Source organism: Chitinophaga sp. 05T412 (assembly GCF_056396465.1).
In genome coordinates, this window is sequence record NZ_JBFTLN010000007.1 from 190,929 (window position 1) to 211,000 (window position 20,072).

Here is a 20,072-nt window from a genome sequence, read left to right on the forward strand (position 1 = left end):
CTGTTTCTTTTGCGGATTAAAAATTAAAGTTGAAGCCCAGTGCATATACCCGGTTAATAGGTTCAGAGCCGGTATTATAACCAGGCTTACTGCTGATACCGGTGATTTCACCATTCGTATATCCTTCCGGGTTATAACCGTGGAATCCTTTCTTCGTCAGCATGAGTAAGTTGCTGGCAGAGAAATATACGCGGCAGTTGTTGACCCGCAATTTCTGCATCAGCGAAGCTGGCAAGGTGTAGCCGAGGTTGACGTTGCGGACAGAGAGGAAAGAAGCATCTTCAATGTACACATCGGAACTGGCCTGGTAGCTCAGGGTGCTTAGTGCGCTGGCGGGCATTTTGCCATCACCGGGATCGGTAGGCGACCACCACTGTGTTTCTACAAGCGAGCGGCGCATCGCACCTACCAGGGCGCCCTGGTAATACTCATTTTCGAAGTTGTAAATTTTTGCGCCGAGAGAAGCCTGGATCGCCACACTCAGGTCGAAGCTATTCCAGGAGAAATTGTTCACCATTCCAAATAAGGCCTTCGGCTGGAAGTTGCCGAGAATAATTTTGTCGTTGGCGTTGATCGTTTTGTTGCCGTCGGTGTCCTGGAATTTTGGATTGCCTGGTTTGGAACCTGCCAGTACCGGGGAGTTGGCTACATCGGCGGCATCTTTCAATACCCCAACTGTTTTATAACCATAGTAAGAGAACATCGGCTCTCCTACCCGGAGAATCCAGCTCATACCAAACTGGTCGGTGGTAATTCTTTCCTTTACGCCTCCGAGGTCTTCCACCCGGTTGTTGTTTTTGGAGAAGTTGAAGGAGGTAGACCAATTGAATTTACCGACAATATTCTTAGAAGTAATTTCCAGTTCAATTCCTTTATTGCTTACCTGTCCGATGTTGGATAAACCGCTGGTGAAGCCGGTGGTAACAGGTACGGCTACTTCATACAGCAGGTCGTTGGTACGTTTGTTATAGTAGTCGAATACAAAGCTGAGGCGATTATCCAGCACGCCTAATTCCACGCCCAAATCAATACCTGCCGTTTTTTCCCAGCTCAGTTCCGGGTTGCCGTAGTTGCCTTGCGCCTGTCCTTTTGCAATGATGTTGTTAGGTGCGTAAAGGGCGTCTTTCATTTTACCGAGATAGGCAAAGTCGCCGATGTTAAAGTTGCCGGTCACGCCGTAGCTGGCGCGCAGCTTCAGATCACTCACGAGTTTAACATCTCTCAGAAAATCTTCCTGTTTCGCTCTCCAGGCCACAGATGCAGAAGGGAAGTAACCCCATTTGCTGTTGGGACCGAAGCGGGAGCTGCCATCTGTTCTGATGGAAGCAGACAGGAGGTATTTATCCTTGTAGGCGTAATTCACGCGACTGAAATAAGACACGAGGCCCCAGCTGGATTTGCTCACCAGCGTAGCAGCCGGATTGATGAGGGCATTATTGAGTGTATGAATAATATCGTTGTTATAGGAACCGGGTACAGCGGAGTAGCTGGAAGACTCGCCATCATTGCGTTGGAACGACATCCCCGCGATGGCGGATAAGTCGTGGCCACCTTTGAAAGTGGTGTTATAGCTCAACACATTTTCATTGATCAGGTTGATGGTAGAAGATTTATCCTGGCCACCGGAATTTTGTCCGCCGCCATTCGCCCAGGAGGCCTGGAAGCGGTCGGTTTGATTATAGGCGATATTAGTACCGAAAGAAGAGCGGAAAGTAAGGCCTTTCGCGAGATTGAGTTTCAGGTACATATCACTGATATTACCGAAGGTAGAACCGTAGTATTCCGTGCCATCCAGCGTAGCCAATGGGTTGAGCTGACCGCTCACCACGGCGCCCCAGTAGTCGCGTGCTTTAGGGTAGGTACCATTTTCGCGACGCTCCTGCACAAAGCTGGGATATTTGGAGAAGTTAGCGATATCAACGGAGTTGAAGCGGCGTTTGGAATACGAAGGATTGAGCATGAAGCCGATGTTCACCACTTTGCTGGCTTTCACATCTACATTGGCTCTCACGCCATAGGTTTTGAACCAGGTATTATGAAGGGTACCTTTTTCATCTTTGTAGGTACCGGACACATAGTAGTTCACTTTATCGGTACCGCCGCTGGCAGAGAGGTTATAGCTCTGGATCGGTGCAGTAGACAATACCGCATCCTGCCAAACTACGGGAGTACCTTTGCGGATAGTATCGCTCACCTGATAGGCAGCGGGGCGTCTGGGATCACCCCATACCGGGATGGATACATCGCCGCCGGCCCAGGCAAATTCGCGGTTCTGGTATTTCACAGCATAATCGTAGTATTCCTGTCCGGTGAGCCAGTCGTTGTGAACAATGGCTTTGGATAATCCCGCATAGCCGTTGAAGTTAAACTTCGCTTTTCCTGCCACGCCTTTTTTCATGGTGACGATGATGACACCACCGGCGGCGCGGGAGCCGTATATCGCCGCGGAGGAAGCATCTTTCAGCACTTCGATGGATTGCACATCATTCATATTGATGCTGCCGAGGTTACCACCGGGGATACCGTCTATTACGATGAGTGGATCATTACCGGCGCTGATGGAGCCGGCGCCACGGATGCGGATCAGCGGCGCGCTGCCGGCGGTGCCACGGGTCTGTGAAATATTCACACCGGCGAGGCGGCCTACCAGGGCTGCTTCAGGGCGACCAGCAGGCATTTGATCGAGATTAGTATTTTCTACTTTCGCCACAGAAGCGGTGACAGAGCTTTTCTTCACTACGCCATAACCAATGACGACGGTTTCATTTAAAGTAGTTTTAGCGGGCTGCAGGCTGATGGTCAGGTGTGTGCTGTTGCCTGCGGCCTGTTCTGTTTTATCATATCCGAGAAAAGAAAAAACGAGGATATCCGACGCAGCAGCGCGGATGGTAAATTGTCCTTTGGCGTCAGTAGATGCGCCGGTTTTAGTGCCTTTAACGAGTACAGTTACGCCAGGTAGTGCGGTTTGTGTTTGACCATCGAGTACGGTCCCTCTGATCTCTCCTGCGTTTTGTGCCAGGAGCTGCTGTGGCCGGCAGATGGAAATGGCCATTATCAGGAGCCATGTGAACAGGTACAGATGTTTCCCTTTCATAATGCGTTGGTTAGATAAAATGTTTAAGATAAAATTCGACTCAGCTATTGCTGTTGGCTTGATTACAGGATGAGGAGTGCCGTTAGCTATCAGCGTGTAGCCGTTAGCTTTAGATTCGTGTGATCCTCATTTTTTTTGTGTCATTCACCTGACTAAGCAGGCGTATTCGTTTTTCATTTTTTGCGCCGGCAAACGTGGAGGTTTGTCGACCGTTTTTCTACGTGAACCACGCACTCCTACAGTGCGCAGCTATCTTTGTTTACATTTTACTATTTATATGGAGGGTAAATCAACGTGTATGCATTCCCTTTATTGATGACCGGGCATAGGTATGATATTCGGCTGAAAGCAGCTGTCATATACCGGTATAGCCGGAAAGCAATGGATTTGTAAGTCAGCATTCACTTCACGCGCCATTCTTCCTATTGGTCATTGCTGCACATGCGCGTGGATCATGTTTACAAATATAGCTTTATTTTGTAAACAAAAAAATGTTTTTAAAAATTTCGGAGAGAAATTATTTTCTTGTCCGGGGCATTGGGGAAAAGGGGTTATTCTACTTCCAGGGTAGTGAGTTCTCCGCGTATAAGATGCTTTACCAGCGCTTCTTCCGCGTGTTTCAGGTCTTTATTCTTCAACGCGGTGACAATTTGCCGGTGTTCTGCGTCGGTTTGGGCGTAGTCGTCCATTTGCTGCAGCATTTTGCCCAGCTTCATATGAAACAATGGAATGTTACTGAACTGGTACAGCTCCATGAGTTTATCGTTGCAGGCGCTGGCAATGAGGGTTTCATGAAACTTCATGTCCGCTTCACAGGCGCCGCCCAGGTAGCCATTCTGTACCATGCTGGTAAAGTCGTCACAGATTTTTTCCAGTGCCTGGATATGTTCCGTTTCGTTGCGTTGTATCGCCAGGCGTAAAGCGCCCAGTTCCAGCAATTCCCTTAACTGCCTGATCTGCCTGATATCGTCTGCATTCATGGACTTAACAAAGTAGCCACCCTTCTCTCCAAACACCACCAGGTTTTCCCCCAGCAAACGGGTCAGCGCTTCTCTGACAGCCATCCGGCTTACCTCCATCTTCTTGGCCCACAGGTCTTCTTTCAATCGCATCCCCGGCACCAATTGATTGGAAAGTATCTTCCGGCGCAGTTCTACATATACTTTATTGGCTAATGAGTCTGTTTTCATAGTAAATAATGTAAACGAATTTTTTTTTCAAAAGTAAACATTTTTTTAAAGATCTCTTCATCAGGGACACCCATTCCCGGCTACAAACGTTAAAAAGGGCCTGGTCATATCGGTTTACTATTTAAGCTACGGTACAGCCGGCGTATCCCCATCTCCCTAAACTCACATTGAAAAAATAAGTATATTTAGTCAACTCCCCAATTTAAAAACTTATGAGAAAAATTTTCGTACTACCATTACTGTTATCAACCTATTGCTGCTTCAGCCAAACCACGACGAAAGATATTCTGCTGGAACAATTCAAAACCACGCATAATAAAGCCGACTGGTTTGTACCTGTAAACACTGCCATAGAAGGATTAACAGCCGAACAGGCCAACTGGAAAGACAACAGTGGCAACCACTCCATTGCGCAGCTAACGAACCACCTTATTTACTGGGACCTCGACCAGCTTCGCAAATTCAACGGAGAAACCACCGCGCCATTCAACGGAGATAATGACGCCACCTTTGCCCCTTCTACGCAAGCAGCCTGGGACGGCACCGTAAAAAGAATGGACAGTGTACTCACCGCCTGGGAACAAGCCATTCAACAAGCTGATGAAAAAACACTATCTTCCCATTATTCCATCATTGCCCATATCAGTGCGCACAACGCATATCATATTGGACAGATGTTATTTATCCGGAAGCAAAAAGGCTGGTGGAATCCGGAAAAAGGCGTGAAATAAAACACTTGCCGCGATAACGATTATTTGTAACGGAGCAGCAATTGCTCCGTTATTTTTATGCCACAAAAACTGATCACATTTAATCAACTGTATGCTACAACGCGTTTCCCTATCCCTGTTATTCCTGTACTTATATGCCTGCGCGACAGCACAGGACAGCACCCGACAACAGCAGGATACCATTCCCAAAAAACATCACACGCGGTATATTGCATGGACTACACCTGTCAACAAACCCACCACCATTAACGGCGCGGCATTGAGATTGATGGCTATCAGCTGGTCAAGCAAAGACAGTCTAACCATACAGGGAATTAACGTTGATGTGGCGCCATTGCAGGTATTTTTAATGATGTTAGCGCTTGGATATGGTGTAATGAATCCCTTCTCCGCTACCAAAGAAAATGTGGAGACCGGGAAGCGTGACGTATTCCAGGATAGCACCGCTGGATCTAATACCATTTTGAAAGGGCTTTCACTCAGTGCCGGTGGTATGGCGGCCGAGCTGAAAGGCGTGGGCGTTAACGGCGTGATGGCCGTTGGCGGACGAACTGATGGAGTGCAAGTCACCGGTATCCTTAATTTATATTACAACTTCCGCGGTGTTGCTATTGCAGGAATATGTAATAGAATTACCACCGGAAAAGGAGTGCAGATAGGATTGGTTAATATCGCCAAAGGCGGCCGGATCGTGCAAATCGGTCTGTTCAACCGCATCGGTAACCGTATCACTCCCTTCTTCAACTGCTCACTGAAGAAAAAACCTGTCCCACCCCTCGTTGCCACTATCGATTAAATCACCACAATTCCCAGGAGAATCTTTGTAAAAAATCATAGATTCCTTTATATTTAAACCCGGTTTTCACGTTAGCCAATTGCATACCMACACCTGTTGCCGCAGGTTTGCCGCTTTCCGCTCCGTCAAAATCTGTTTTCAAAACTTTATTTTATCAAATAAATGTGGATCATTTCCCGTTTTAATACTCAAAATTTTCATCAATGGCAGTGAACAGAAGAGCAGCAATCAAGCAATTGCTGTGGGTATCCGCCGGCATGGCCATATTACCAGCCTGCCTGCAACATACCAGCAGGGCTTCCCTGGAACTAAAGCATATATCCGTAGACGGCGACCAGGAAAAAATGCTGGCTGAACTCGTGGAAACGATTATTCCTGCCACTACCACACCCGGCGCCAAAGCATTGTCCGCCCACCTGTTCACCCTGATCATGATGGACGACTGCTACAAAAAAGAAGACCAGCAACAATGGCTCAGCGGCCTGAAAGCTTTTGAAGCCGCCTGCAAAAAGTTAAACGGACGTAGTTTCCTGGAATGTACCGCTCCGCAACGGGAAGCGTTGCTCACCAATATGGAAGCCAACCGGGATCACAAAGACGAGGTGGCCTTCTTTTATAACACCACCAAACACCTGACCATCCAGGCCTATACCAGCTCTAAATATTTCCTTACCAATGTAAACATCTATGAGCTGGTACCCGGACGCTATAAAGGATGCGTACCACTGAAACCCATTACCCGGAAGACTGCCTAACGAATCACAACATGAGTAATAATAATACCAGTCTGCAAAACCGTACGTTTGATGCCATCGTTATTGGCTCCGGCATCAGCGGCGGATGGGCAGCAAAAGAATTTACAGAGAAAGGATTGAAAACACTCGTACTCGAAAGAGGTCGCGATGTGAAGCACTTAAAAGATTATCCTACTACCAGCCAGTTCCCCTGGGAGTTTCCGCACCGCGGACAAATACCCGAAGACATCAGAGCTGCCAATCCTTCTATCAGCCGCTGCTATGCTTTTAAAGAAGATGCCATGCATTTCTTCGTAAAAGACAATGATCATCCTTACGGGCAACCGAAGCCGTTCGACTGGATTCGCGGATACCAGGTAGGTGGAAAGTCGTTGATGTGGGCCCGGCAAACGCAACGCTGGAGCGACTTCGACTTCGAAGGTCCGGCACGCGATGGATTCGCCACCGACTGGCCCATCCGGTATAAAGACGTGGAGCCCTGGTATAGCTACGTAGAAAAATTTGTAGGCATCTCCGGCAATAAAGATGGTATTGCTCACCTCCCAGACGGTGAATTTTTACCCCCTATGGAGTTGAGCTGCGTGGAGAATTATTTCAAAGACTTTGTAAAATCCAATTATAAAGACCGTCAGGTAATATACGCCCGCTGTGCGCATTTGACACAACCACAACAGGTACACCTGGATCAGGGCAGAGGTCAATGTCAGAAAAGAGATCTTTGTCAGCGTGGATGTCCGTTTGGCGGCTATTTCAGCAGCAACTCCTCCACCCTGCCCTGGGCGCAGAAAACCGGTAATCTCACCCTGCGTCCTTTCTCGGTAGTGCATTCCATCATCTACGATGAACAGAAAGGAAAGGCCACCGGCGTACGCGTAGTAGATACCAACACCAAAGAAATGATGGAGTATTATGCCAACGTTATTTTCGTGAATGCGGCGGCGGTCAATACCAACCTCATTTTACTCAACTCTACCTCTCACCGCTTCCCGAATGGATTGGGAAATGATAGCGGCACCCTGGGCAAGTACTTTGCCTTTCATAATTACCGCGGACGCATCTCCGGTGAGTATGAAGGTTTCAAAGACAGCACCACCGATGGTAGACGCCCTACCAGCGCTTACCTCCCCCGCTTCCGGAATGTACACAAACAGGAAACAGACTTCCTCCGTGGCTATGCAGCCGGATTTGACGGTGGCAGAGGCTCCCATACTGATACCAACGGATTTGGTAAAAACCTGAAGGATCAGTTGTTTAACAGCACACCCAATGATACCTGGTATGTGGGCTCTCACATGATGGGCGAAACCATTCCTAAAGAGAAAAGTACCGTTACCCTCGATCAGCAACGGAAAGACGAATGGGGCATTCCGGTGATCAACATCGATCTGGATTACGATGATAACGACGAAAAAATGCTGAAAGATTTCTTTGAACAGATGACGGAAATGTATACCAAAGCCGGCTTCACCAATATCAAGACCCACGACTCCAAACAGGCGCCGGGACTGGATATCCACGAAATGGGCGGTGTACGCATGGGACTGGACCCTAAAACATCGATGCTCAACAAATGGAACCAGCTGCATGCCTGCACCAATGTATTTGTTACCGATGGCGCCTGCATGACCTCTACGTCTACTCAAAATCCTTCATTGACTTATATGGCGTTGACCGCCAGGGCAGTGGATTATGCAGTGAAGCAACTGAAGAAAGGAGAAATATAAATGATTTTCAATAAAGAAAGCGGGTGTCTCCATGTTGGAGGCACCCGCTTTCTTATTAGAGCTCTTTTTTCAACTTTACATGTTCTTTTATAATATCAATGCTTAACCGTTCTAACATCTGCTAGCTTTCCGTTTCTACCTTATCAATGTTTAATCCAACGGCCAGCGGAATCAACATCAGCCCATGAAAGACAATGAACATAGCGTAGACAGGTTTGATATCAAACAACATTACAGGGCTATCCTGGTATCTGTTGATCAGGTAGTATGCCAACAGGAGAAATACAAACACCAGGCCTGTGGTGGGATAACCAAACCTCACCCCATAACACCTGTCAAATATGATGGTCATGGAGAAGGCTATGAAGAAAGAGTTCACTACTGCATTCGGAATTGAGGAAGTTGGTGACACGAACTCCATCACCTGCTTTATCGCAAATGTTTCAATCACAAATACCAAATTAGTCGCTATCAGGGTAGTTATTAATGCGCTCAGCTTTCCTCTGCCCATGCCCAAATACACAGACAACGGGAAAATAACCAGGAAGCCGAGGCCACTGATGAAAAAGTTTTCGCTGTAAGGTTTGCTGAAGTAAGTGCAGCCGAATGTCCAGCCTGCGGTTAACATCGCAAAAAACAAAATCGTTCTGACAAAAGCTGCAGTATCAAAAGTGATCTTATTCATAGGGGTGGGGTATTATTAGTATAAAGATAACGCTCTTTTTTATCACTCCCACCGCAATTAATTACCCGCCGGCTGCATCTTTTGCTGTAATTTGCAGCCGTGGTGAAACGTTCCTTTTTTGCTGTTTATCAGCCTCCTATGGATGTTCCCTGTTATTGTAAATGCACAAATTCGTAAAATGAGACCTCTAAATGAACTGATCAATACAACAGAACCCGGCTGGGCGTTGGTACAAGACTGGATTAAACAAGGCAGTAATAAAATAGAGATACTGCCGAAAGATAGCACCCGCGCGGAAGATGCTTTATATCAAATTCAGGTCACTACACGCTCCCCTATGGGCGCCATTATATACGAAACCGGCGGACTGCTGGTAGATCATGGATGGATCAGGGTATTGGGTTCCGGTCATGAAAAGCTGGATCGTAGCTTACCCGGCTGGAATGATGGCAAATCATATACACAAACAGGAGAACAACCTTCTTTTTTATTGATTGCCGATGATGTACTGGGCGGATTCTTTGCCGTCAACAACGGCGGACTGGCCATGAATGAAGGTATCGGCAGCGTATTCTATTTTGCTCCGGATACCCTGGAATGGGAAAACATGGAAATAGGCTACAGTGAATTTATCCGTTTTTGCTGCTCCGGCGATATTGCCGGTTTCTATGAGCAATACCGATGGAATAACTGGCAACAGGATATCAGTGACATGACCGGCAACCAGGGCTTTAGCTTCTACCCCTTTCTGTTTACCAAAGAAGGAAAAGACCTGGAAAAAGTCAGTAAAAAACCTGTGCCCATGGAAGAATTATGGTCACTGCAAATGGACCTCCGGCAGCAACATGGACACTAATCATCACCGCTAGCCATGATTCAACAAATGAAGCAGAAAGCAGAAAGCAGAAAGCAAAAAGCTATTGTAGCGAATGACCAATGCGTATATCAATCCGCTATAATCATTCGCTACAATAGCTTTTTGCTTTCTGCTTTCTGCTTTCTGCTTACCTAAAGATCCAATACAGCACGGCCATAACGCCCAGCAAGGCTCCAGACAATATTTTATAATTCGCCAGTCCCGGCCAGCCTTTGGCTCGCAATGGCGCCAACGGACTTTCCCAGTACAGGCGACTGCTTTCTGTTGTATGCTTCATCGGAAACGCCAAAGAAAGGCCTATCTGCAAAACCACACAAACAACAAACAGGTAAAAAGCTACCAGCAAAGGAGAGGTATGACTCAGCAGTCCTTCCGGGTATAATTTGCCCGTAAAATATACTACTGCACCTAAAGCGGAGCCTATCCATAAGGTATATTGTGCGGCAATAGCAGAAGCCTTTTTCCAGAACACCCCTAACAGGAACACGCAGGTAATAGGCGGCGCAATATGCGATATAACGTCATTAATACCGTTAAAAAGGCTCTCATACTGATTCAGCAGGGGTAGCAGGCCAATGGACAACAACAGCGCCAAACCGGCCGAGATACGGCCCCATTTCACCAGTTGCCGGTCAGTAGCCGCCGGCTGATATCTTTTGTATAAATCATAACTCACCAGCGTAGCAATAGAATTCAGCGCGCCGGAAATCTGACTCATCAAACCGGATAACAACGCCGCTACCAGCACCCCCACCAATCCCGGTGGTACCAGTTTAGTAATCATCAGTGAATAAACGCCTTTGGTATGCAGCTTGCCATCGGCCTGCTGCAGGGCGCTCAAATCCAGCGCCCCCTGTTTATATAACACATAGGCTAACAAACCGGGCAAGATAAAAATGAACACCGGCAACACTTTGATAAATCCACAGAACAAGGCGCCGGTACGGGCATGGTTTTCATCCTTTGCTCCTAACACGCGCTGTACAATGGTTTGATCCGCACACCAATACCAGATGCCAATCACCGGATATCCCAGAAATACGGCATACCATGGCAATCCATCGGGATCACCCGCCGGCCGCAACATGGAGAGTTTACTCAATTGGTGTTGCTCGTGTAATACCGTCATCACCGGCTGCCATCCACCCACTTTCCACCACGACAATACCGTGATGATAATGGCGCCGGCCAGCAATACCACGGTTTGCACGGATTCCGTGACTACCACCGCACGCAGTCCTCCCACAATAGTATACGCACCTGTCACCACTGCTATCATGATGATACTGGTGAACATATTGATGCCGAACAAAGTTTCCAGCACAATACCCCCTGCCAGAAAAGAAAAGGCAATATGAATAACAATCGCTGATACCACAGATACAATCGCGAGCCAGTCGCGGCACGCGCGGTTATACCGCCGCTCCAGGAAGTCGGGCAAAGTAGCCACGCCGGAACGTATGTAAAACGGAATAAAAAAAAGCGCCAGTAATATCAGCGTAAAAGCGGCCATCCATTCGAAATTACCTGCCAGCAGGCCAGAGTCAAATCCGCTCTGGGCAAGACTTACCAGATGCAAACACGAAATATTGGTGGCAAATAAGGCCATGCCTATCATAGGCCAGCGAAGGGATTTGCCCGCCAGGAAATATTCTCCGGCTTCATTGCTGCCTTTCTTCCCCGACCATCCGGCCCAGAATCCCAGCAGCACAATAAAGGCCACGTAACAAATGCTGATGATGGTATCTGTTGTAGAAATCATCCGGGAAATGTATTAAGCGCCAGCAAATCACAACTGCTGCCGGGTATTTCAGGTGTGCGGTAAAATCCGCTGCTGATTTCGGCAGGATGTGTGAAGTGTGAACGCAGGTGAGGAATATGCTCCAGGAACAAGGCTTCATGTCCCATACCGATATGATTAAACAGCACCAGATGCTGATGCAGCTGCCCCATATCGCCCACATGTGGCACCACCGGTACGCCGTATTTTTTGCATAGCAAACTTACGGTCAGGAACTCGCTGACGCCTCCCACTCTCACGGCATCTACCTGGATAAAGCCGGCACAGCGGGCTTCCAGGTAATTTTTAAAGATCACTTTGTTGGGTACATGTTCGCCCAATGCCAGCTTCACAGGATTCAAAGCATCTGCCAGGATTTTATGTGCCAGCACATCATCCGGGTGAGTAGGCTCTTCTATCCAGTAAGGACGGATGTCTGCCAGCCTTTTACCAATCGCTAATGCCTGCGGCAGATTCCATTGCTGATTAGCATCTACCATTACTTTGACCTGATCGCCGACAGTATTTCTTACAATATGTGCTCTTCGTATATCCGTGTCCGGGTCTTTTGCGCCCACTTTTAATTTCAGTGCGCTAAAGCCTTTGTCCAGTGCACGTTTACAGTTGGCTTCCAGCTGATCATCAGAATAGTTGAACCAGCCGGCAGACGTATCGTAGGCCGGATATCCCGTTTTCAGGATACCTTCCCGGGATTCACGGGAAGGCTGCATATCCGTTAATAAAGCCACGGCTTCCTCCCGGGGTAATACTTCTTCGAGGTAAGAGAGATCCAGGGTATTCACCAACTGCTCCGGTGTGAGGCTCAACAGCAGTTGCCATAAAGGCACCTGCTGTTGTTTGGCCCATAAATCGTAACAGGCATTGGTGACAGCGGCCAATGCAAGATGTACCACCCCTTTGTGAGGCCCGAGCCAGCGGAATTGCTGCTCATCGGAACGAAGGCGGAACCATTCGCCAAAAGTGGCCATCACTTCATTGATATCTTTCCCTATCAACTGTTCTCCATAAAACCGGGCAGCGGCACATACCAGCTCATTCCCCGCTCCCAGCGTAAATGCGAGGCCGGTACCGCAATTGCCTTTCTCATCGTACAGGCAGGCAACTGCGTAGGAGTAAATTGGATTCTGATGAATAGCATCACTTCCCGCACCACCCGACAAAGGAAAACGGGCATCTTTTACTACGATTTTTTTAATCATTTTATGTTCACTGTTTTTATAGGGGCGATATCTGCCACAGATTTATCTGTTTCCAATACAATCACGGTATCATTCACATCAGGCAATACTGCGGGTAACGTGAGGGTAATACCTTCGCTGGTTTGTGATAAATGAACAGCAGCGCCTTTCATCACATAAGCTTTGTTTACTTTAACACCTGGTATGGCAGGCAGTGTTAATTTATCTACCGGTTTGAAAATATGCACGTATACTTTTTTACCACTGCGTGTAGCCGCATACGTATCAGTAGGAAAGTATGGACCACCCTGGGTATTGTAAATAGCAGCGCCGTATTGTTTCAGCCATTGTCCCATTTCTCTCAAACGCGCGGCCTGTGCGGGTTCTATCAGTCCATCAGCGCGTGGGCCGACATTAAACAGCAGGTTACCGTTACCACAAGCTACTTTCGCCAGCGTTTGCAAACAGGTGTTTAATGATTTCATTTTATCGTTAGGCTTCCAGGACCATTGTTCGGCGATGGTCATACATGTTTCCCAGGGTGTATCCATGTTTAAGCCGCCAATGCGTTGTTCCGGTGTATCATAGTCGCCCAGAAAGTTGGATGTTCCCACTGCTTCTGTGCCTGCAAACGTTTTACCCAAACGATTGTTGATGATCAGGTCTTTCTTCAGCGTTTTGAGATAAGTATAGATGTCCAGTCCCATGGCTGGTGTCCACACAGTTTCCCAGGGGCCATCGAACCAAAGCATGTAAGGATCGTAGTTCGTCACCAGTTCTTTCAGCTGGTTTTTCATATAGGCTACATACTTTTCCATATCTGGTTTTTTCCGTGGGTCCTTTGTTGCATCAACGGTATTATCGAAAGGATAGTACTCATTATACCAATCCAAAACAGAATAATAAATACAGAATTTGATATGATATTTTTTACAGGCTTTGGCTAATAATCCTACCACGTCTTTTTTAAAGGGAGTAGACATGATATTATAGTCTGTATAGGCAGATGGCCATAAACAGAATCCATCGTGATGCTTCGCGGTGATGGTCAGGTATTTCATACCGGCGTCGCTGGCGGTTTTCACCCATTCGTCGGCATTAAACAACACAGGGTTAAATGCTTTATACAACGTATCGTAATCACTGGCAGGGACCTGGTTATGCCGGGACCATCCGATTTCCGTGCCCCGCAGGGTAACGGGTCCCCAGTGGATGAACATGCCGAAACGCAGGTCCATGAACTGATCCATAACCGCTTTGCTGGTCAGTATTTTCGGGTCTAGCTGGGCATTGGTTTGCCCGTAGCTGTTGAAAGTTAACAGCATTAAACATAAGATGGCAATACGTTTCATTAGTTGGAATTTATAGTGTTCGTTTATAACCTAGTTCGGCGCCACCGCTCACGGGCATAATAGTGCCCGTTACAAAGCGGGCGTTATCGGATAACAGGAACGCACATACGCTGGCAATTTCTGTCGCCTCGGGGCAATAGCCCAGGGCATGAATCTGGTCCAGGTATTGTTCCATGCGGGATGGATCGGCTTGTTCTTTATTCCATTGCCGCAGCATGGGCGTCCATACACCGGCAGGTGCTACCGCGTTGACGCGTATCCCATAAGGCGCGTAATCTAATGCCATGGCTTTGGTGAGCGCATTAACGGCGCCTTTGGTGGCTGCATAGGCGGCATGCTGCTCCTGTCCTATTTCCCCTACCAGGCTGCTGGTGTTGAGGATACAGCCTTTGGTTGCTTTCAGTGCAGCGAGGCCATGGCGGGTAGTATAGTAAATGCTGCGGAGGTTGACATTCATCAACAGGTCCCATTCTGCTTCGGTGGTGTCGTCCAGCGATTTAGCAGGACTGGCAACGCCGGCATTATTATGAATGGCATCGAGCCGGCCGTAAGTTTGCAAGGTGTGGTTGATGGCTGTTTGTACAGCGGTATTGTCCGCCACATTGGCGTTGATAAACAGATGGCCTTTGCCCAGTTGTGCTTCCATCGACTGCAACGCAGCGGCATCTTTATCGAGGAGCACTACCGTAGCCCCTTCTGTCACATAATTCAATGCACAGGCGGCTCCTATGCCGGATGCGCCTCCCGTAATCAGCACTATTTTGTTCTTCAGTATCATCATTCCTATTGTTTCCGTGGAAAATATCCGACATGCAGGATCGATTAGCATCCGGTTTCAAAAGTAATCATCAATAAGGTAGCTCATCCCCGTGAAATTGACTTAAATAAACACTATTTTGACTTTATTCTTGTTTTTTATTATTTTAGGCAGATAATATGAAGCCACTTTTTGCTATACCGGGCGATAAAGCCCTTGAAGAGCGCGTATACCAGGTAAAGGAAATTACGCAGCCGTACTTTTCTACCGAATTTCATTTTCATGATGAATGCCAGTTGGTATATGTGGTAGAAAGCGCGGGGCGCCGCATGATTGGTGACAATGTCACTTATTTTGAAAGCGGGGAACTGATTTTTGTTGGTTCGGGAACACCGCATGTGTGGCATAATGAACAAAAATATTTCGAAGGAAAAGATCAATTGCAGGCACGGTCGCTGGCCATGTATGTTTCACCGGATTTATTGCTGGAGCACCTGGCGCCATTTGGCAATATCAGTCATGTGAAAGCCTGGCTGAAGAAATCGCAGCGGGGCATCGAATTTTACGGCAAGGCCAAAGCGGATATCGTGGCGCTCATGCGGCAAATGCTGCAGCAGCAAGACCTTCCGCAAACCATCACGTTTATTACGTTACTCCAAAGCATGATGTCGGCCAAAGAATGCCGGTTGCTGGCGAGTCCTAACTATGTGAACCTGTACAATGATAAAGATCAGTCCCGGATGGATGATATCTTCAAATTCATTTTCCGTCACTTCAAAAGAGATATCCCTTTATCTGAAATAGCCGCCGTAGCGGGCATCAATGTGCATTCTTTTTGTCGCTTTTTCAAAAGCAGGACACAAAAATCTTTTACTCATTTTGTGAATGAATTAAGAATTGGCTATGCCTGCCGGCTGTTACAGGAAAAGGAAATGCCTATGATGGAACTATCGGCCAAATGCGGATATAACAATACCACCCACTTTAATCGCTTCTTCAAAAAAATAAAAGGCAAAACACCCCGGGAATATAAGAAAGAGGTTTCCCATATGGGGTAACGCTTTTATCCGTTTACCAGGAAATGTACGATCCTCGTTACAGCTGCCGCATCACCGGTTTCAATAGTCAGGATATGCTTTCCGGGCGACAGCTCATCGCCCAGGATCAGGTACCAGGGCAGATAAAGACTTTTGCTCCATTGTGTCCGGATATCTTTCGTTTGTGCGGGACCGTTATCAATGCGATAGGTGATCACGCCAGCGTCTGGTCCGGATAAAACACTCACACCAATGGTGCGGCCTGTGAAGGCAAATGTAACAGTAGCATGGGCTTTTTCAGATACCAGCATCGGTACTTTCACAAAGCCTTCCCGTGTAGATACGTTATCGGTGGGCTCCCAGGACTCTACTACCCTGAAACCATTTTTGGCGGTAGCAYGGTGCACATCTCCATAGTTACCATTTTCGTAGTTCAGCGGATCAGCAGGTGCAGGCAATTTAAACGCCACCGGGTGTTTAGGCACGGGTCTGCTGAAATCACTTTCCAGCAAGCGTTTGATGGCGTTGAAGTAGATATTTTGTCCGAAGGGAGATGGATGCAGGTCTTTAAAATMATCTTTCCAGTTAAACTCGCCCGCATCAATGCGGGTGGTAACTTCTTTAGCGAGGTTAATGAAAGGCAGGTGGTATTTTTTAGCAAGATCCTCGTGCACCTGCACTTCCAGGGGAATTTTACCGGCATGGTAATCGGCCATTTTATCTTCATCCACAAAAGCCATCAACACGATATTGACTTTAGGGTTCACGCGGAGCGCATGGCGGATAATCCCTTCCATGGCCCGGCGCTGGGTAATTTCGTTGGTACCGTTTAAATGGTCGTTTACTGCTGCTTCAATGAAAAGCAGGTCTGTTTGCCCTTTATCGGCAACATCCTGTTTAAAACGGAAGGCATGTGGCAAACTTCCCAGCGACGGGATACCTGCGTTGATATACCGAAAGGCAGTACCAGGCCAGGAGGCAGACAAATAATCACCCACTTTTCCGCGCCAGCCTTCCATATTGGTAATGGAGCCGCCCAAAAAGGTGACAGTGGCTTTCCTGGCGGAACTGATGTTATACAGCGCATTATCGAGGTGACCATAAGTGGTGATAAATGGCTCCTGTGCCTGTGTAGTAACGGTAATGGCTATACTCAACAGCAGCCATGCAAATCTTTTCATAACGGTGAATCTATTTCGTAAATATAGTTGTCTGAGAGCAGAAAGCATAAAGCAGAAAGCAAAAAGCTATTGAAACGATTGACCAGAGCGTTTCGATAGCTTTTTGCTTTATGCTTTATGCTAAAATTATTTATTTCTCAGCATGAGCCGGATCTTGCGGGAAGCAGGCATCGTAGTGTAGTAGCCGTTCTTCTCGATATAGGTAAAGATAAATCCGGTTATTTTTTTGCCGCGGTTTATCCAGGGGTGGCTACCAAATAAGCCAGGGCTGCTGTTTTCAATCAATACATCATCCGGAGTGGTCACATCGCGCCAGTTGCCAATACCATACACGCCTTTAGAGGTGAGTAAGTCAAGCGGATAAGGGGACGACACGAAGGTAGTAGCACTGCTGGTTTGCGGCTGTTCCATAGCAGTAATAGCGGCTTCAGACAATATTTTTTTCCCATTGGCAGCTACTCCTTTGTTCATAATCATATACAGGAAAAGCATGTAATCGTCCGGGGAACTGCTGGCGCCGCCGGCGATTTTCGGATTGTTAGTAATTCCGTAGCTAGTGTGGGTCATGCCTAATGGCGTAAATAGCTTGTCATCTGCCAGTGTTTTCCAGCTTTTGCCGGATACTACTTCACAAATGCGACCGGCAATCTGCATACTCACACTACCATATTCAAAGGTAGATCCGGGTGCGTATTGCAATGGCACATTAGCTGCAATGTTGTTGGTGGCCGTTTCCAGCGTGGTGAATACATCCGACTCATAGCCCTGTGCAGATGCGCCGGGGAAACCGGAGGTATGCGAAAACAGCTGGGCCATGGTAATGGCTCCCTTCTTGTAAGTGGTAAAGATGGGCAGGTATTTGCCAATAGTATCCGACAGCTGCAATTTTCCGTCGTCCACCAGGCTCATTAAAACCGCTGCAGATAACCATTTGGAGCAGGAAGCAATAGGCTTAACGGTAGTAGACTCAAATCCACCATATCCTTTGGAAATAACTGTTTTTCCATCTACCTGAACAATAGCATAACATGGCGCTCCAAACTCTTTGTTAACGGCATCCGTTAAGGCTTCCTCTACATCAGTATATGACTTTGGCGTGGTAGGTGTGGTGGGAGTAGTCGGCGTAGTAGGTGTGATTGGCGTATCAGTTTTTTTGCCGCAGGAAGGAAACAACACAACAGCACAACTCAACATACAACAAAAAAGTAATTTTTTTTTCATGACATCAAAGGTATAAATAACAGCAGTAAGTTCAGTTATACAACGTCCGCAGGATGCATTAAATTGCGGTCATGATAAGATATAATAACGTGCTTTTCGACCTGGATGGTACTTTAACAGATCCTAAAATTGGGATCACCAAATCAGTGCAATATGCGCTGGCGAAAGCGGGGATTGAGGAAACAGATCTGAACCGGCTCATTCCGTTCATTGGTCCGCCGTTACATGAGTCATTTATGACATATTATTCCTTCTCAGAAGCCCAGGCCTGGGAGGCGGTAAATGCCTACCGGGAGTATTTTAAAGTCAACGGTATTTACGAAAATCAACGCTATGAAGGTATCCCGGAGTTGCTGACCAATTTGCAACAGCAGGGACGCCGCTTATTTGTAGCAACCTCGAAACCGATTGTTTTTGCCCACATAGTGATAGATCATTTTGATCTGGCCCCTTATTTTACGGCCGTTTACGGCAGTGAACTGGATGGCACCCGGGCTGATAAAGGAGATTTAATCCGCTATGTACTCGACACAGAGCAGTTAACACCGGAAAACACCATTATGATTGGCGATCGTAAACATGATATTATCGGGGCGCAGAAAAACAATATTGCCTGCATTGGCGTAGGCTACGGATACGGTAGTACGAATGAGTTAACTACTGCCGCACCTGATTTTATATTCCCAACGGTAGCAGCATTAGGAGCAGCTTTTAGCTGTTAGCAGTTAGCTTTTAGCCAATGCAGCGAAGACCAATATTTTATCCTCTCCGCCGCATTGGCTAAAATGCCGGCAGCTATTTGTTCACAGCTGCGATCGCTGCATCCCATTTCCCATTCCCTTTCGCAATATCTACATGTTTCTGGCCGTGAGGGGTCATGAGTCCTGCTGCAATCAATTTCTCTACTCTATCCACATTGGATTTACTCCAGTTACTTTTAGGGCCGCGCGGTGAAAACCGTTGGTACCGGCTGTCTTCATCCCGCTTGTTGGTCAGGGAGTCGATCCATCCGAAGCAGAGTGCTTCTTCTACTGCCTCCGGATAGCTGACACTGGGCGTGTCACTGTCTTTTTTGTACAGAATAAGGCAAACTTCCTTTTTTGACTGGCCGTGTTTTTCCAGCCACTGACGCCATTGTTGCCTGTTTTTGGCATAAAATACTTCCTGACCTTTGTTCGTTTCCATTGTGCAGCAGTTATTGGGTGAGGGTATGGATTGTTTATTGGTTTGCTTTAGCAGCCAGTATTTCCAGGTAGTGTTTATTCGTCATAATGCCGAGGATATTTCCAAAAGGATCAACTACAGAAGCGGTTACGAACGCGCCTTTTCCGCCGCTGCGGTCAGTAATTTCATCATACAATCTGGCACCGGCGGCCAGGAGGCGATCGAGGGTTCCATTCAGATCATCTACGTGCCAGTAGGCAATAGCGCCGGTTCCTGGTGTGGCAGCGCCTTCAGGGGCATATTTGCTATCAATGATACCTAACTCATGCTGATAGTCGCCCACGCGGAACTCCGTATAGCCGGGAACGTTAAAATAAGGTTCCATGCCGAGGAAGTTGGCATACCATTGTTTGGCTGCTTCCAGGTCTGATGCGTAAAAGCTGATCGTTGCGAGGCCACGTAATATTGATGTTTCTTTCATGTTTCCGGGTTTTTATGGGTTTTAATAATCTTGCTTTTGTGTTTGATA

18 protein-coding genes are annotated in these 20,072 nt (G+C 47.3%); 7 read left to right on the forward strand and 11 right to left on the reverse strand.

Annotation, left to right across the window (positions count from 1 at the left end):
- Nucleotides 1–16: 16 nt before the first annotated feature.
- Both AC1DFM_RS17170 and AC1DFM_RS17175 read right to left on the reverse strand, forming a co-directional pair.
- Nucleotides 17–3,094 carry a SusC/RagA family TonB-linked outer membrane protein gene (locus AC1DFM_RS17170; protein ID WP_477077964.1) on the reverse strand — a complete coding sequence of 1,026 codons (3,078 nt, stop codon included), beginning with the start codon at nucleotides 3,092–3,094 and terminating at the stop codon, nucleotides 17–19.
- 551 nt (nucleotides 3,095–3,645) lie between these two features.
- Nucleotides 3,646–4,284 (reverse strand): GntR family transcriptional regulator, encoded by a 639-nt coding sequence (locus tag AC1DFM_RS17175; RefSeq protein ID WP_477077965.1) that lies wholly within the window; start codon nucleotides 4,282–4,284, stop codon nucleotides 3,646–3,648.
- Between the two features lie 212 nt (nucleotides 4,285–4,496).
- Here AC1DFM_RS17175 and AC1DFM_RS17180 point away from each other — a divergent pair, with 212 nt between their 5' ends.
- From AC1DFM_RS17180 to AC1DFM_RS17195, 4 genes are all read left to right on the forward strand, one after another.
- The gene (locus AC1DFM_RS17180; RefSeq protein ID WP_477077966.1) at nucleotides 4,497–5,015 is read left to right on the forward strand and encodes a DinB family protein; all 519 of its coding nucleotides are present in this window, start codon (nucleotides 4,497–4,499) and stop codon (nucleotides 5,013–5,015) included.
- Between the two features lie 91 nt (nucleotides 5,016–5,106).
- Complete coding sequence (locus AC1DFM_RS17185; protein WP_477077967.1) at nucleotides 5,107–5,811, forward strand: hypothetical protein; 705 nt, start codon at nucleotides 5,107–5,109, stop codon at nucleotides 5,809–5,811.
- A gap of 203 nt (nucleotides 5,812–6,014) precedes the next feature.
- Nucleotides 6,015–6,566: a gluconate 2-dehydrogenase subunit 3 family protein gene (locus tag AC1DFM_RS17190; RefSeq protein ID WP_477077968.1), complete on the forward strand. Its 552-nt coding sequence runs from the start codon at nucleotides 6,015–6,017 to the stop codon at nucleotides 6,564–6,566.
- A gap of 11 nt (nucleotides 6,567–6,577) precedes the next feature.
- The gene (locus AC1DFM_RS17195) at nucleotides 6,578–8,290 is read left to right on the forward strand and encodes a GMC oxidoreductase (protein WP_477077969.1); all 1,713 of its coding nucleotides are present in this window, start codon (nucleotides 6,578–6,580) and stop codon (nucleotides 8,288–8,290) included.
- A gap of 121 nt (nucleotides 8,291–8,411) precedes the next feature.
- On the opposite strand, the gene AC1DFM_RS17200 is transcribed toward AC1DFM_RS17195, so the two are convergent.
- Entirely contained in the window at nucleotides 8,412–8,975 is a 564-nt protein-coding gene (locus tag AC1DFM_RS17200; protein ID WP_477077970.1) for a hypothetical protein, read from the reverse strand.
- A 178-nt stretch (nucleotides 8,976–9,153) separates the two neighbouring features.
- On the opposite strand from AC1DFM_RS17200, the gene AC1DFM_RS17205 reads away from it, so the two are divergent.
- Nucleotides 9,154–9,831: a DUF2625 domain-containing protein gene (locus tag AC1DFM_RS17205; protein WP_477077971.1), complete on the forward strand. Its 678-nt coding sequence runs from the start codon at nucleotides 9,154–9,156 to the stop codon at nucleotides 9,829–9,831.
- 148 nt (nucleotides 9,832–9,979) lie between these two features.
- Here AC1DFM_RS17205 and AC1DFM_RS17210 read toward each other — a convergent pair whose 3' ends face one another.
- From AC1DFM_RS17210 to AC1DFM_RS17225, 4 genes are read right to left on the reverse strand one after another with little or no spacing between them, the layout of a single operon-like run.
- The gene (locus tag AC1DFM_RS17210; RefSeq protein WP_477077972.1) at nucleotides 9,980–11,614 is read right to left on the reverse strand and encodes a sodium:solute symporter; all 1,635 of its coding nucleotides are present in this window, start codon (nucleotides 11,612–11,614) and stop codon (nucleotides 9,980–9,982) included.
- Complete coding sequence (locus tag AC1DFM_RS17215; RefSeq protein WP_477077973.1) at nucleotides 11,611–12,852, reverse strand: enolase C-terminal domain-like protein; 1,242 nt, start codon at nucleotides 12,850–12,852, stop codon at nucleotides 11,611–11,613. Before AC1DFM_RS17215 ends, AC1DFM_RS17210 begins: the two co-directional genes overlap by 4 nt.
- A complete protein-coding gene (locus tag AC1DFM_RS17220; protein WP_477077974.1) occupies nucleotides 12,849–14,183 on the reverse strand; it encodes an alpha-L-fucosidase in 1,335 nt (444 codons plus the stop codon). The genes AC1DFM_RS17215 and AC1DFM_RS17220 overlap by 4 nt, the downstream gene beginning before the upstream one ends.
- A gap of 10 nt (nucleotides 14,184–14,193) precedes the next feature.
- Nucleotides 14,194–14,964: an SDR family NAD(P)-dependent oxidoreductase gene (locus AC1DFM_RS17225; protein ID WP_477077975.1), complete on the reverse strand. Its 771-nt coding sequence runs from the start codon at nucleotides 14,962–14,964 to the stop codon at nucleotides 14,194–14,196.
- A 155-nt stretch (nucleotides 14,965–15,119) separates the two neighbouring features.
- Here AC1DFM_RS17225 and AC1DFM_RS17230 point away from each other — a divergent pair, with 155 nt between their 5' ends.
- On the forward strand, nucleotides 15,120–15,998 hold the full coding sequence (locus AC1DFM_RS17230) for an AraC family transcriptional regulator (RefSeq protein WP_477077976.1): 879 nt from the start codon (nucleotides 15,120–15,122) through the stop codon (nucleotides 15,996–15,998).
- Between the two features lie 5 nt (nucleotides 15,999–16,003).
- On the opposite strand, the gene AC1DFM_RS17235 is transcribed toward AC1DFM_RS17230, so the two are convergent.
- On the reverse strand, nucleotides 16,004–17,158 hold the full coding sequence (locus AC1DFM_RS17235; RefSeq protein WP_477077977.1) for an SGNH/GDSL hydrolase family protein: 1,155 nt from the start codon (nucleotides 17,156–17,158) through the stop codon (nucleotides 16,004–16,006).
- Between the two features lie 126 nt (nucleotides 17,159–17,284).
- Nucleotides 17,285–18,379 carry a serine hydrolase domain-containing protein gene (locus AC1DFM_RS17240; protein WP_477077978.1) on the reverse strand — a complete coding sequence of 365 codons (1,095 nt, stop codon included), beginning with the start codon at nucleotides 18,377–18,379 and terminating at the stop codon, nucleotides 17,285–17,287.
- Nucleotides 18,380–18,450: 71 nt separating this feature from the next.
- On the opposite strand from AC1DFM_RS17240, the gene AC1DFM_RS17245 reads away from it, so the two are divergent.
- A complete protein-coding gene (locus AC1DFM_RS17245) occupies nucleotides 18,451–19,101 on the forward strand; it encodes an HAD family hydrolase (RefSeq protein ID WP_477077979.1) in 651 nt (216 codons plus the stop codon).
- Between the two features lie 73 nt (nucleotides 19,102–19,174).
- Here AC1DFM_RS17245 and AC1DFM_RS17250 read toward each other — a convergent pair whose 3' ends face one another.
- Entirely contained in the window at nucleotides 19,175–19,564 is a 390-nt protein-coding gene (locus AC1DFM_RS17250) for a YdeI/OmpD-associated family protein (protein ID WP_477077980.1), read from the reverse strand.
- Between the two features lie 34 nt (nucleotides 19,565–19,598).
- Complete coding sequence (locus AC1DFM_RS17255) at nucleotides 19,599–20,024, reverse strand: VOC family protein (protein WP_477077981.1); 426 nt, start codon at nucleotides 20,022–20,024, stop codon at nucleotides 19,599–19,601.
- Nucleotides 20,025–20,072: the final 48 nt, after the last annotated feature.